Origin of the sequence: Streptomyces sp. NPDC001663 (assembly GCF_042893105.1) — a bacterium.
Classification (GTDB): Bacteria; Actinomycetota; Actinomycetes; order Streptomycetales; family Streptomycetaceae; genus Streptomyces.
This window is the reverse complement of sequence record NZ_JBIAUR010000011.1, coordinates 275,220-287,773: the sequence shown is the minus strand read 5'-3', so window position 1 is coordinate 287,773 and position 12,554 is coordinate 275,220. Positions and strand designations below refer to the sequence as shown.

Below are 12,554 nucleotides of genomic sequence, written 5' to 3'. Positions count from 1 at the left end.
TGACCCCCTTGGGAGGCTTACACCGGAATCGTCCCACTCGCCCGACCGGGGCGCCATCGCCCAAGAACGCGAGGAGCCCCCGCCCTGGAGAAGGACAGGGGCTCACAGGCGTATGTACGTCAGCCCGACCCGACGAACAGCACCAGCAGCAGCCACACGACCGGAGCCGTCGGCAGCAGCGAGTCCAAGCGGTCCATGATCCCGCCGTGCCCCGGGAGCAGCGTGCCCATGTCCTTGATGCCCAGGTCCCGCTTGATCATCGACTCGCCGAGGTCGCCCAGCGTGGCGCTGGCCGCGACCGCGAGGCCGAGGATCAGGCCCTGCCACCAGGAACCGTCGTCGATCAGGAACTGCATGCACAGCGCACCCGCCACCATCGCGAACGTCACCGCACCGAGCAGGCCCTCACGGGTCTTGCCGGGGCTGATGCGCGGGGCGAGCTTGTGCTTGCCGAAGCGCCAGCCGACGGCGTACGCACCCGTGTCGCTCACGACCGTGAGCAACAGGAACGTCAGCACGCGCCAGGCGCCGTCGTCGGCCGTCAGCATCAGCGCCACGAAGGTCGCCAGGAACGGCACGTAGAACGCCGCGAAGACGCCCGCCGTGACATCCCTGAGGTAGCCCTCGGGCGGCTCCGTCATGCGCCATACGAGCACTGCCAGCGCCGTGAGCGCCATGGCGACCCACGCGCCCTCGGCGTCGCGGACGTACCCGGCGACGACCATCGCCGCACCGCCGAGTGCCAGCGGGACCAGGGGCGCCTTGATGCCCTTGCGCTCCTGGAGCCGGCTGGTCAGCTCCCACAGACCCACCACGACGGCGACGGCGACCACACCGACGAAGACGGCCTTGACGACGAACAACGACGCGATGATCACCACGCCGAGACCGACACCGACTCCTATGGCCGCACCCAGGTCGCGCCCCGCGCTCTTCTTCTGCGGCGGGGGCGCCGGCTGTGGGGCGTCGGGCATGGGCTCCGGATTCTGCGGCACCGCCCCGTGGGGCTGCACCTGCGGCGTGTCGTAGGTCTGCGCCTGCGGCGTCTCGTCGCGGAACAAGGGGCCGCTCAGCCGAGCAGCCCCCCGGTCGTCATCCTGGTCTCCGCCATACGCGGGTACGTCGGGCACGGTGGGCATGGGGCGAGTCTGCTGCGCCTCAGGCGCATCGTACGCGGGACCCGCCGGGGCAGCCCCCTGGACAGGTCCCTGCGCGGTGGGCCCCCAGTACCCGGCCTGCGATCCGGTGTGTGGCGGCGCTCCCCAGGAAGAGTCGTTCATCAGACCTCGAGCAGCTCCGCTTCCTTGTGCTTCAGGAGCTCGTCCACCTGCGCCACGTACTTGTGGGTGGAGTCGTCGAGCTCCTTCTCGGCGCGGCGGCCCTCGTCCTCGCCGACCTCGCCGTCCTTGATGAGCTTGTCGATGGCGTCCTTGGCCTTGCGGCGCACGGAGCGGATGGACACGCGCGCGTCCTCGGCCTTGCCCTTGGCGACCTTGATGTAGTCGCGACGGCGCTCCTCGGTGAGCTCGGGGAACACCACCCGGATGATGTTGCCGTCGTTGCTCGGGTTGACGCCCAGGTCCGAGTCGCGGATGGCCTGCTCGATGTTGCGCAGGGCCGTCTTGTCGAACGGGGTCACTACTGCCATGCGCGGCTCCGGCACGGAGAACGAAGCCAGCTGGTTGATCGGCGTCGGCGCGCCGTAGTAGTCGGCCACGATCTTGTTGAACATCGCCGGGTGCGCACGACCGGTGCGGATCGCGGCGAAGTCCTCCTTGGCGACCACGACGGCCTTCTCCATCTTCTCCTCGGCCTCGAGGAGGGTCTCTTCGATCACCACTTGCTCCTGCGTGTCTTGAGTAGGCCCGGCTGCTGTTCCATGTGCGTGGGGGCGGCGGCCGGCTGCGTCGCGTCTTCTTCCTGCACGGTTCCCGACCGGCAGGACATTGTCCATCCCCCGGTCAGGGTCCATGGGTGTTGCTGGTCAGTGCCGGCTGTCCTGGTCACCCACAAGCGTGCCGATCTTCTCACCCTTGACGGCGCGGGCGATATTGCCCTCCACCAGAAGCTCGAAGACGAGGATCGGCAGCTTGTTGTCGCGGCACAGCGTGATGGCGGTGGCGTCGGCGACCTTGAGGTCGCGGGTGATGACCTCGCCGTAGCCGAGGGAGTCGAACTTGACGGCGTCCGGGTTGGCCTTCGGGTCGGAGTCGTAGACGCCGTCCACACCGTTCTTGCCCATCAGCAGCGCCTCGGCGTCGATCTCCAGGGCGCGCTGGGCGGCGGTGGTGTCGGTGGAGAAGTACGGCATGCCCATACCGGCGCCGAAGATGACCACGCGGCCCTTCTCCAGGTGTCGTACGGCACGCAGCGGGATGTACGGCTCTGCGACCTGGCCCATGGTGATGGCGGTCTGCACCCGGCTGTCGATGCCCTCCTTCTCCAGGAAGTCCTGGAGGGCGAGGCAGTTCATCACGGTGCCGAGCATGCCCATGTAGTCCGAGCGGGCCCGGTCCATGCCGCGCTGCTGCAGTTCGGCGCCGCGGAAGAAGTTGCCGCCGCCGATGACGACCGCGACCTCGGCGCCGTCCCGGACGACGGCGGCGATCTCGCGGGCGATCTTGTGCACCACGTCGGGGTCCACACCCAGGCCCCCGCCACCGGAGAAGGCCTCGCCGGACAGCTTCAGCAGAAACCGGCCGCGTACTTTGCCGTCGTCGCTCTTCTGGGGCTTGGTGGTCATGGAGATCCCGCCTCTTTCACGTGTTGCACATACGAAGAAGGCCATTGCCGGTGGGGTGTCGTTCGCAACCCATTCTCGGCAATGGCCTCCTCGTCAGATCTGCTGTCGTCCGTCACGCGCCCGCGTGACGGCGTACCGGACGACTGCACCCGACCCTATCGGGCCGACGCGCCGCTCGCGGCACGGACTCAGATGCCGACCTTGATGCGCGTGAAGCGCTTCAGGGTGACACCGGCCTCGTCCAGGACCTTCTGGACGGACTTCTTGTTGTCGAGCGCGTACGGCTGACCGAGCAGCGTGGCGTCCTTGAAGAAGCCGTTGAGGCGACCCTCGACGATCTTCGGCAGGGCGGCCTCGGGCTTGCCCTCGGCGCGGGTGGTCTCCTCGGCGACGCGGCGCTCGGACTCGACGACCTCGGCCGGCACGTCCTCCTTGGAGAGGTACTTCGGCGCGAAGGCGGCGATGTGCTGGGCGACACCCTTGGCCAGGTCGGCGTCGGCCTTGTCCAGCTCGACCAGGACACCGATCTGCGGGGGCAGGTCGGGCATGGTGCGGTGCATGTACGCGAAGACGAAACCGTCGGCGAACTGCGCGAAGCGGTCCAGGACGATCTTCTCGCCGAGGTTGGCGTTGGCCTCGTCCACGAACGCCTGGACGGTCTTGCCGGCCTCGATCTCGGAGGCGAGCAGGGCCTCGAGGTCGGCCGGGGAGGTCGCGGCGACGTGCTGCGCGATCTGGTTGGCGGCGGCCTGGAACTTCTCGCCCTTGGCGACGAAGTCCGTCTCGCACTTCAGCTCGACCAGGACACCGGAGGTGTTGTCGTCGGCGATGACGGAGACCACGGCGCCGTTCTCGGCGGAGCGGCCCTCGCGCTTGGCGACGCCCTTCTGGCCCTTGATGCGCAGCGCCTCGACGGCCTTGTCGACGTTGCCGTCGGCCTCGTCCAGGGCCTTCTTGCAGTCCATCATGCCGGCGCCGGTGAGCTCACGAAGCTTCTTGACGTCGGCGGCGGTGTAGTTCGCCATGAGTCTGTGAATCTTTCTCGAAGTCTGGAAGATCGAAGATCTACGGGGTCCACGACCCCCATGTAGTCGGGGCCGCTGACTCTCCGCCGACCTACGGGTGAACGGCGGGAGCGGACTTCACCACGCCGGAGGCGCTATCAGGTGCAGTACCGCTCCCGCCGTCAACGACTGACGCTGACGAGTCAGGCCTGCTCGGCGTCCGCGGCCGGAGCCTCGGCGGCCGGAGCCTCAGCCGCGGGGGCCTCGGCGGCCGGAGCCTCGGCCGGCTTCTCGGCCTCGGCGGCGGGAGCCTCGTCAGCCTTCTTCTCACCCTCGAGCAGGTCGCGCTCCCACTCGGCCAGCGGCTCGCCCGCGGCCTTCTCGCCCTTGTCGCCGGTGGCGACGCGGGAGCGGGAGATGAGGCCCTCGGCGACGGCGTCGGCGATCACACGGGTGAGCAGGGTGACGGAGCGGATCGCGTCGTCGTTGCCCGGGATCTTGTAGTCGACCTCGTCGGGGTCGCAGTTGGTGTCGAGGATGGCGACGACCGGGATGTTGAGCTTCCGGGCCTCGCCGACCGCGATGTGCTCCTTCTTGGTGTCCACGATCCAGACGGCGCTGGGCACCTTCTGCATCTCGCGGATACCACCGAGGGTCTTCTCCAGCTTGGCCTTCTCGCGCGAGAGCACGAGAAGCTCCTTCTTGGTCAGACCCGAAGCGGCGACGTCCTCGAAGTCGATCTGCTCGAGCTCCTTGAGGCGCTGCAGACGCTTGTAGACGGTGGAGAAGTTGGTGAGCATGCCGCCCAGCCAGCGCTGGTTGACGTAGGGCATGCCGACGCGGGTGGCCTGCTCGGCGATGGCCTCCTGCGCCTGCTTCTTCGTGCCGACGAACATGACCGTGCCGCCGTGGGCGACGGTCTCCTTGACGAACTCGTAGGCGCGGTCGATGTACGACAGCGACTGGAGCAGGTCGATGATGTAGATGCCGTTGCGCTCCGTGAAGATGAAGCGCTTCATCTTCGGGTTCCAACGACGGGTCTGGTGACCGAAGTGGACGCCGCTTTCCAGCAGCTCCCGCATCGTGACGACGGCCATGGCCGTTCTCCTTGAGTTTCTCGGTTGTGCCGCGGATGCCGGACGGCTCCCGCGCCTGACGCCCACATGCGCCGTGCCACAAGGACCGAGGGGCGCTGACACCGGCTTTTGATCACCTGATGTCGGGGCGTGCGAAGTCGACCCGGTGACCCGGATCGCCAGAAGAAGTGTACGGGACCGGCGAGGCACCGGGTGACGCCGCTGTCCACAACCGGGGAGTAGTCCACAGAGTCCGGCCATGATCGGCGGAGGTGCGGGACGGTTCTCGCATGCGAGCGATGCGATACGTGCACCTGATGGGAGCAGCGCTGTCGGGGCTGATCCTGGCCGTCCTGACCCCCTGGGCATGGGCGGACGACCCACTCCCGACTTCGGACTCCGGCCCACCGGTCCCCGCGATCGGCCGCGCCTGGCCCGTGGGGACACATCCCATGGTCCTACGAGGTTGGGAGCCCCCGGCGACGGTGTACGGCCGGGGTCATCGGGGCGTGGACCTGGCAGCGTCGGCGGGGACGCCGGTGAGAGCGGTGGCGGCCGGACGGGTGTCCTTCGCGGGCCGGGTGGCGGGGCGGGGCGTGGTCTCCGTGCAGCTGACCGGGACGGATCTTCGAACGACGTACGAGCCGGTACGGCCGTCGGTGAAGAGGGGAGACCAGGTAGCGGCGGGCGAGCCCGTGGGAACGGTGGAGCCGACGGGCAGCCACTGCGCGGTCACGTGCGTGCACTGGGGCTTACTGAGAGACGAGACGTATCTGGACCCACTGTCACTACTACCGCCGTGGCTGCTGAACAGGGGACCGTCGAGGCTGTTGCCGGTACTCGGAGTGCCGCTGCCCTCCGCATAGCCGCCTTGGCTGCGGGCAGTCGTGCCGCTGGGGCGACTCCCGACCCAAGGAGTGCGGCATCCGGCCGGCGCCGGCGAGCGGGCCCGCCCCCATGCAACTCCCACGGCGCCTCAGCCGCGAACCCCCCGCAGCGCCATGGCCACCGCCGCCTCAGTGATCGCCGCCGGATCCTCCGCCGCCCCCAGCTCGATCCGCCGTACAGCCGCATCCACAACGCCCTGCAACAACATCGCAGCCAACCGAGGCTCCGAATGCCCCATCTCCCCCAGCGCCTCGGCAATCATCGCGACAAGCCCCCCGTGCGCAGCCCGGATCTTCTCCCGGGCCCCCGCATCGAGTTCACTCGCCGAAATCGCCACAACGGCCCGATGCCGCCGATCCCCCACCAGCGCAAGCTGCCGCCGCACATACGCCTCGACCTTGGCCTCGGCCCCGTCCGCCGCCGCCATCGCCGTCGACACCTCGGCCGCCCACACGGGGAAGTCGACCTCGCACAACTCCTCGACGACAGCCGCCCGCGACCGGAAGTACTCGTAGACGGACGACCGCGCAAGCCCCGTCCGCTCGGCGAGAGCCGGAAACGTCAACGACTCCGTCCCGCCCTCGGACAACAACGACCGAGCCGCGTCCAGCAGGGCGGCTCGCTGCATCGACCGGTGCTCGGCCACGGAGGCCGCTCGAATCCTTGGCACGTCAACCACTTTACGGACAGGCCACCCCCGACGGGAGTGAGTCGCCTGGACGCACTCCCATTCGGCCGGGTCAACGACCGAAGCTCGCCAGCTTCGCACGCAGCTGCAGCACCGACTTGGTGTGGATCTGACTGACCCGGCTCTCGGTGACCCCGAGCACGTTGCCGATCTCGGCGAGCGTGAGCCCCTCGTAGTAGTACAGCGTGACGACGGTCTTCTCCCGCTCGGGCAGCGTGTTGATCGCCCGTGCCAGGAACCGGCGCAGCTCCCGGTCCTCGGCCACCTCCACGGGATTGTCGGCGGCGGTGTCCTCCAGCGTGTCCACCAGGCTCAGCCGGTCGCCGCCGCCCTCGCCCCCCACGTGCAGCAGCTCCTCCAGGGCCACCACGTTCGCCAGCGACAACTGACTGAACACGGCGTGGAGTTCGTCCACCGGGATGCCCATCTCGGCGGCCACCTCCCCCTCCGAAGGTGTCCGTCGCAGCCGGGCCTCCAGCGTCGCGTACGCCCGCTCCACGTTCCGCGCCTTCTGCCGCACCGACCGCGGAATCCAGTCCAGCGCCCGGAGCTCGTCGATCATCGCGCCCCGGATCCGCGTGATCGCGTACGTCTCGAACTTGATCTCCCGGTCGATGTCGAACTTCTCGATCGCATCGATCAGCCCGAAGACCCCGGAGGAGACGAAATCGGCCTGCTCCACGTTCGGCGGCAGACCGACGCTCACCCGTCCCGCCACGTATTTCACCAGCGGCGAGTAGTGCAGGATCAGCTGCTCCCGCAGCCGCTCGTCCCCCGTGTCCTTGTACGACCGCCACAGCTCGTCGAGTGTCGAGGGAGCGGGCGGCCGCACGCTGCCACCGTCGCGGGCGGCTGGGGGGATCGCCGCCCGGTCGGACCCGGAGGTGTGTTGGGGCATTCGTCGCCTTGTGCCGTTCTGCCGTGAAGTGGGGTTACCTGGGTGAGCTGTCGGTCTGATGTCGAGATGCCGGTCTGCGTCGGAATCCTCGTGAGCGTAGCGTGACTGGAGTGTCGCGGTGCGCGAAGGTCGGCGCGGAATGCGTGCGCAGATACGTTCCGCAGGGCGCCCCACCGAGTCACGAAGGTCGCTGTGCGTGACCGCCGGGGGACGCCAACTGCGGGTATTTCCACTGGTGTCAGGCTTCCCCCGGACGGCCGAACACGCTCGGTCAGCATCGACCGCGACCCCCGCGGACGGAGATCATCGCCTGGCGTGTCAACTTCCAGCCGTCGCCGTGTCGTTCGACGTAACCGAGTGATCGGAGTTCGTACAGTCTCGCGACGGCGTCGTCCGGCGTGGTCTGCGCGCCGCGCGCGATCTCGCCGGCCCGCGCCGCGCGACGTCCGGGCAGGGCGGCGAGGACGCGCCGCGCGGCCGGCTCCAGCAGGTCCCGCGGCAGCACGGTACCGCGCCGGTCCGGGGCCAGCTCCCCCATGTCGCCGACCAGCTCGACGACTTCCGCGGCGTCGGTGACGAGCACGGCGTCGCCTCGCAGGAGTTCGTGCACCCCCGCGGACAGGCCGCTGGTGGCCGGCCCGGGTACCCCCATCGTGTGGCGCCCCAGCCGCTGCGCCGCCCGCGCGGTGACGAGCGAGCCGCTGCGGTAGGCGGCCTCGACGACCACGGTGCCCCTGGTCAGGGCGGCGATCACTCTGTTGCGGACGACGAATCTGCTCGGCGTCGGGTGTTCTCCGGGCGGCAACTCCCCCACGACGAGTCCCTGTTCCGCGATCCTGTTGATCAGTTCGGTGTGTCCGCGCGGGTAGGACCGGTCGACACCGCAGGCCAGCACGGCGACGGTGGCTCCGCCGGCGCCGAGGGCGCCCCGGTGCGCGGCGCCGTCGACGCCGTAGGCCCCGCCGGACACGACCACCCATCCGCGCTCGGCGAGGTCGGCGCCGAGGGTGGCCGCCATGTGCGCCCCGTACTCGGTGCAGGCCCGCGCGCCCACCACGGCGACCGAGCGGAGCGCCCACATCCGCAGACTGGGCCGCCCCCGGACCCACAGCCCCACGGGCCGCGCATCTCCGAGATCGTCCAGCTGCCCCGGCCATTCACCGTCACCCGGCACAAGGAAGCGAACCCCGGCATCCCGCGCGGCGGCAAGATCCCGCTCGGGCTCGGCCTCCTGCGCCCGGTCCAGCAACCCGGCCCACCGCTTGTCGGTGATCCCGACCAGCTGCGGCCCACCGCCCCGCAGCACCCGCGCGACCTCGACGGCCCCCATCTCCCGCACCCACCGCCCACCGACCTCGTCCCCGGGTTCGAGAACCCGGCTCAGGAAGACACGGGCGAGCAGCTCGCCGTCCGGATCGTCGCCGGCGGTCATGTCAGCGCCCCGATGGCCATGGGCACGCCTCGCGGCACACCGGTGCGCAGTTGCAGCGCCAGGGCGACGTCCGTCGCGTCGGGGCGGTCGTGTCCGACGAGGTCGGCGACGGTCCAGGCGACACGCAGGACGCGGTCGAGCCCGCGGGCGGTCAGCACGCCCCGCTCCAGGTTGCGTTCGGCCTCGTCCATCGCGCCGCTCGCGGCGTGCCAGCGGCTGCGCAGCTCACGGCCGGGGACTTCGCTGTTCGTCCGCCATGGCGTGCCTGCCAGCCGCGCCGCCGCCCGCTCCCTGGCCGCCCGAACCCGGTTGGCGACCGTCGCGGTGGACTCGCCCCGCGCGCCGCGCCGGGTCAGCTGGTCGCGGGTGACGCGGTCCACCTCGACGCGCAGGTCGACGCGGTCGAGCAGCGGACCGGACAGCCGGGCCTGGTAGCGGCGGATCGCCGAGGGAGGACACTCACAGAAGTCGTCCATCTGCGAGAAACGACCGCACGGGCAGGGATTCGCCGCGAGGACCATCAGAAAGCGCGCCGGGAACCGCACGACACCCGCACTGCGCGCGATCACGACGTGCCCCGCCTCCAGTGGCTGCCGCAGCGCGTCGAGGACCTGGCTGCTGAACTCGGGCGTCTCGTCCAGGAAGAGGACACCCCGATGCGAGAGCGACACGGCTCCGGGCCGCGCGATCCCCGGTCCGCCGCCCACGAGCGCCTGCATCGTGGCCGAGTGGTGCGGGGCGCAGTACGGAGCGACGTCGATCAGGGGCTTGCCCGGCGGCAGCAGTCCCGCCACCGAGTGCACCGCCGTGACCTCCAGCGACTCCTGTCGACTGAGCCGGGGCAGGATGGCGGGCAGCCGCTCCGCGAGCATCGTCTTCCCGGCACCGGGCGGGCCCTCGAGAAAGAGGTGATGGCCGCCCGCCGCGGAGACCTCCACCGCGGTCCTCGCCGAGATCTGGCCGACCACGTCCGCGAGGTCGTGCCCCTGGTCGTGCTGTGCCGCGCCCAAGCTGTGCATGCCCGTGGCCGCGCCCGTACCGGGCACGCGCAGACCGGCCAGGAGCGGATCCGGGCGACCCACCTCGTCCGGTTCCTCGTCGGGCACGGGTTCGTCGGTGAGGACGGCGATCAGCTGCCGCAGGCTGCGCACCCCAAGGACGGACACGCCGGGCACCAGCGATGCCTCGGCGGCCGCGCACTCGGGCACCACCACCTGCTCGTAGCCGGCGTCCGCCGCGGCCAGCACCGCCGGCAGGATCCCCCGGACGGGCCGCACCCGGCCGTCCAGACCCAGCTCCCCGATCATCACGATATCGGCGAGCACCCGCGGATCGATCCGCTCCGAGGCACCGAGGACGGCACAGGCGACGGCAAGATCGAAACCACTGCCGGCCTTCGGCACCGATGCCGGGCTGAGCCCGACCGTCAGTTTCTTCTGCGGCCACTCGCCACCCGAATTGACCACCGCAGCCCGCACCCGATCCCGGCTCTCGCTCAGGCTCTTGTCCGGCAACCCCACCAACGTGAACGCCGCCACGCCCGGCTCCAGATCGGCCTGGACCTCGACCACCACGCCCTCGACGCCCACCAGCGCCACCGAGCACGTACGCGCGAATCCCATCAGGCCACCCCCCGCGCATGCTCGACCACGGGCGCGCCGCGGTCGGGGAGCAGGACGCCGACCAGGTCGATGCGGACGCCTCCCGGCGGAGCTCCTCCGTGTTCCTGGGCCCAGCGTTCCGCCAGGCCACGCAGGCGTTCCGCCTTCGTCGGCGTGACCGCGGCCATGGGGTGTTCGAAAGCGCCAGCGCGGCGGGTCTTCACCTCGCAGACCACCAGGACGTCGCCGTCCCGGGCCACGATGTCGATCTCACCTGTCCTGCCAGCGCGCCAGTTGCGCTCCAGGACGGTCATCCCGGCGTCCACCAGCCGCCTGGCGGCCAGATCCTCGCCGTACTTGCCCATCGCACCTCGTGCGTTCATGTCGGCACCACCTCCGGCGCCAACCGTCACGCATCCGGCCCCACCAAGTGGATCTTGGTGGACTACTCACCGGTTGTGGATATCTCCGTCACCCGCTCGGCAGCTCGAGATCGCTCTTGTTCAGCTCCTCGATGTTCACGTCCTTGAACGTCAGTACGCGAACCTGCTTCACGAAACGAGCCGGCCGGTACATGTCCCACACCCAGGCATCCGCCATGGACACCTCGAAGAACACCTCACCCTGGACCGAGTGCACCTGCATCTCGTAGTCGTTGGTCAGGTAGAAGCGCCGCTCGGTCTCGATCACGTATTTGAACAGACCGACGACATCGCGGTACTCCCGGTAGAGCTTCAGCTCCATCTCGGTCTCGTACTTCTCGAGGTCCTCGGCGCTCATGGCATGTTCCCCTTCAGCCGTGCGATCCCCCCATTGTGCGCCAGTCCCGCGCCCCTCTAGACAATTTCCGTGTCAAGGGTTACGGGTCCGGCCGGGGGACCTTCGTCGAGCAGCCGGCGGAGCAGCCCGGCGAGTCTGGTCGGATACACCGTCTCATGTGCCTGGCTCAGTTCCTGACACGTCCACCAGCGTGCTCCGGCGACGCTACGCCGCTCCAGCTCCGTCAGCCGCGTCGGCGCGGTCGCCGTCTGGCTCGTACGGGCCAGGTAGTACCACTCGTCCTGGTCCCAGCGGCGGCCCGCGAACGGGAAGGAGCACATCCGCCGCCACAGCACCGGGCCGAGTTCGACCTCGGTGATGCCGGTCTCCTCCGCGAGTTCCCTGAGCGCGGCCTCTTCACGAGTCTCGTCGCCCTCCACGCCGCCGCCGGGCGTGAACCACCAGTCGTCGGCCGGATCGCCCGGCTCGTGCCCGTGCAGGAGGAGGATGCGGTCGTCGGGGTCGAGCAGTACCACCCGGGCCACCTTGCGCAGCCCGCCGCGGTAGGAGTCCTCGTATGCGTCGATCGCCTCAGCGGGCACCCACGGGCTCCGTCCGCGTACGGGAGCGCCGGTTGCCCATCCGCTTGGCGACCGGGCCGTACGCGCCACCGGCGAGGACAAGGACGGCTCCCACGACGATCAGCGTGACGATCGTATGCAGCGGGCCCGGGGAGGAGATCGCCCCGAGCGTCTCGAAGCCGGTCGGGCGCTCCAGCATGCCCTTCATGGGCCAGACGACGGAGTCCACCCGGGCGGTCACGGCGGAACGCGCGACGGTGCCCTGGGCCGCGTCGCTGATGTGCGCGGAGGAGTCCAGGGAGCCCTGGCGCTCGTCGCCGAGGAGGAACAGTCGGCCCTTGGGGACCGTCACGGTCGGGATCTTCTTGTCCTCGACCACGCTGCCCTTGAGATAGGCCTCGTCGATCTGCTTGCCGTTGACGGTCAGCTTGCCGTTCGTGCAGCAGGAGACCTTGTCGCCGCCGACCGCGACCACGCGCTTGACCACGGCCGAGTTGGTCACCCAGCTCTTGTCCGTGAAGACGACGACGTCGCCCCGGCGGATCTCGTCGCCGTCGACGCGCTGCGCCAGGACCCGGTCGCCCGCGTCGATCGTCGGCGTCATCGAGGTGGTCGGCACGGTGTACGGCCGGTAGACCACCGCTCCCCAGGCGAATCCTCCGAGGAACAGCACAATGCCCAGTGCGACAGCGATTCCGGACAGTCGCTGTCCGGTCCTGCTGCCCACCGGGCTCGTGCTCTTGCCGCCGCTGCGCGGGGCCGTACGCGTAGTGCTCTCGCCACCCATGGGTCCGCACCCTACCCGGCGGTACCAGAGCCGGTCAGCCCCTCCGGGTCGACCGACGTCACAGCTGCACCAGGCTTTCACCAAGGCGAGGTCAGGC

The 12,554-nt window shown here is 69.8% G+C and carries 14 protein-coding genes; 1 reads left to right on the top strand and 13 read right to left on the bottom strand.

What is annotated here, in order from left to right:
• Positions 1-119 precede the first annotated feature (119 nt).
• The 5 genes from ACFY1L_RS33540 to rpsB all read right to left on the bottom strand — a co-directional run bounded on the left by ACFY1L_RS33540 (position 120) and on the right by rpsB (position 4,844).
• A complete protein-coding gene (locus tag ACFY1L_RS33540; protein WP_388832467.1) occupies positions 120-1,280 on the bottom strand; it encodes a phosphatidate cytidylyltransferase in 1,161 nt (386 codons plus the stop codon).
• The gene (gene frr / locus ACFY1L_RS33535) at positions 1,280-1,837 is read right to left on the bottom strand and encodes a ribosome recycling factor (RefSeq protein ID WP_030943211.1); all 558 of its coding nucleotides are present in this window, start codon (positions 1,835-1,837) and stop codon (positions 1,280-1,282) included. The genes ACFY1L_RS33540 and frr overlap by 1 nt, the downstream gene beginning before the upstream one ends.
• Positions 1,838-1,984: 147 nt before the next feature.
• On the bottom strand, positions 1,985-2,743 hold the full coding sequence (gene pyrH / locus ACFY1L_RS33530) for a UMP kinase (protein WP_388832464.1): 759 nt from the start codon (positions 2,741-2,743) through the stop codon (positions 1,985-1,987).
• A gap of 188 nt (positions 2,744-2,931) precedes the next feature.
• Entirely contained in the window at positions 2,932-3,768 is an 837-nt protein-coding gene (gene tsf / locus ACFY1L_RS33525; protein WP_388832461.1) for a translation elongation factor Ts, read from the bottom strand.
• Between the two features lie 182 nt (positions 3,769-3,950).
• Entirely contained in the window at positions 3,951-4,844 is an 894-nt protein-coding gene (gene rpsB / locus ACFY1L_RS33520; protein ID WP_388832458.1) for a 30S ribosomal protein S2, read from the bottom strand.
• Positions 4,845-5,140: 296 nt separating this feature from the next.
• On the opposite strand from rpsB, the gene ACFY1L_RS33515 reads away from it, so the two are divergent.
• The gene (locus ACFY1L_RS33515; protein ID WP_388832756.1) at positions 5,141-5,689 is read left to right on the top strand and encodes a murein hydrolase activator EnvC family protein; all 549 of its coding nucleotides are present in this window, start codon (positions 5,141-5,143) and stop codon (positions 5,687-5,689) included.
• A gap of 110 nt (positions 5,690-5,799) precedes the next feature.
• Here ACFY1L_RS33515 and ACFY1L_RS33510 read toward each other — a convergent pair whose 3' ends face one another.
• From ACFY1L_RS33510 to lepB, 8 genes are all read right to left on the bottom strand, one after another.
• Positions 5,800-6,357, bottom strand: a complete 558-nt coding sequence (locus ACFY1L_RS33510) for a TetR/AcrR family transcriptional regulator (protein WP_388832455.1) — start codon at positions 6,355-6,357, stop codon at positions 5,800-5,802.
• 94 nt (positions 6,358-6,451) lie between these two features.
• Complete coding sequence (gene whiG / locus ACFY1L_RS33505; RefSeq protein ID WP_361270716.1) at positions 6,452-7,297, bottom strand: RNA polymerase sigma factor WhiG; 846 nt, start codon at positions 7,295-7,297, stop codon at positions 6,452-6,454.
• Between the two features lie 271 nt (positions 7,298-7,568).
• On the bottom strand, positions 7,569-8,729 hold the full coding sequence (dprA, locus tag ACFY1L_RS33500) for a DNA-processing protein DprA (RefSeq protein ID WP_388832451.1): 1,161 nt from the start codon (positions 8,727-8,729) through the stop codon (positions 7,569-7,571).
• The gene (locus tag ACFY1L_RS33495; RefSeq protein ID WP_388832448.1) at positions 8,726-10,351 is read right to left on the bottom strand and encodes a YifB family Mg chelatase-like AAA ATPase; all 1,626 of its coding nucleotides are present in this window, start codon (positions 10,349-10,351) and stop codon (positions 8,726-8,728) included. The genes dprA and ACFY1L_RS33495 overlap by 4 nt, the downstream gene beginning before the upstream one ends.
• Positions 10,351-10,743 (bottom strand): YraN family protein, encoded by a 393-nt coding sequence (locus ACFY1L_RS33490; protein WP_361270725.1) that lies wholly within the window; start codon positions 10,741-10,743, stop codon positions 10,351-10,353. Before ACFY1L_RS33490 ends, ACFY1L_RS33495 begins: the two co-directional genes overlap by 1 nt.
• Before the next feature lie 58 nt (positions 10,744-10,801).
• The gene (locus ACFY1L_RS33485) at positions 10,802-11,110 is read right to left on the bottom strand and encodes a DUF2469 domain-containing protein (protein WP_003993268.1); all 309 of its coding nucleotides are present in this window, start codon (positions 11,108-11,110) and stop codon (positions 10,802-10,804) included.
• Positions 11,111-11,166: 56 nt separating this feature from the next.
• On the bottom strand, positions 11,167-11,691 hold the full coding sequence (locus ACFY1L_RS33480) for an NUDIX hydrolase (RefSeq protein ID WP_388832444.1): 525 nt from the start codon (positions 11,689-11,691) through the stop codon (positions 11,167-11,169).
• Entirely contained in the window at positions 11,681-12,457 is a 777-nt protein-coding gene (lepB, locus tag ACFY1L_RS33475; protein ID WP_388832441.1) for a signal peptidase I, read from the bottom strand. Before lepB ends, ACFY1L_RS33480 begins: the two co-directional genes overlap by 11 nt.
• Between the last annotated feature and the right edge of the window lie 97 nt (positions 12,458-12,554).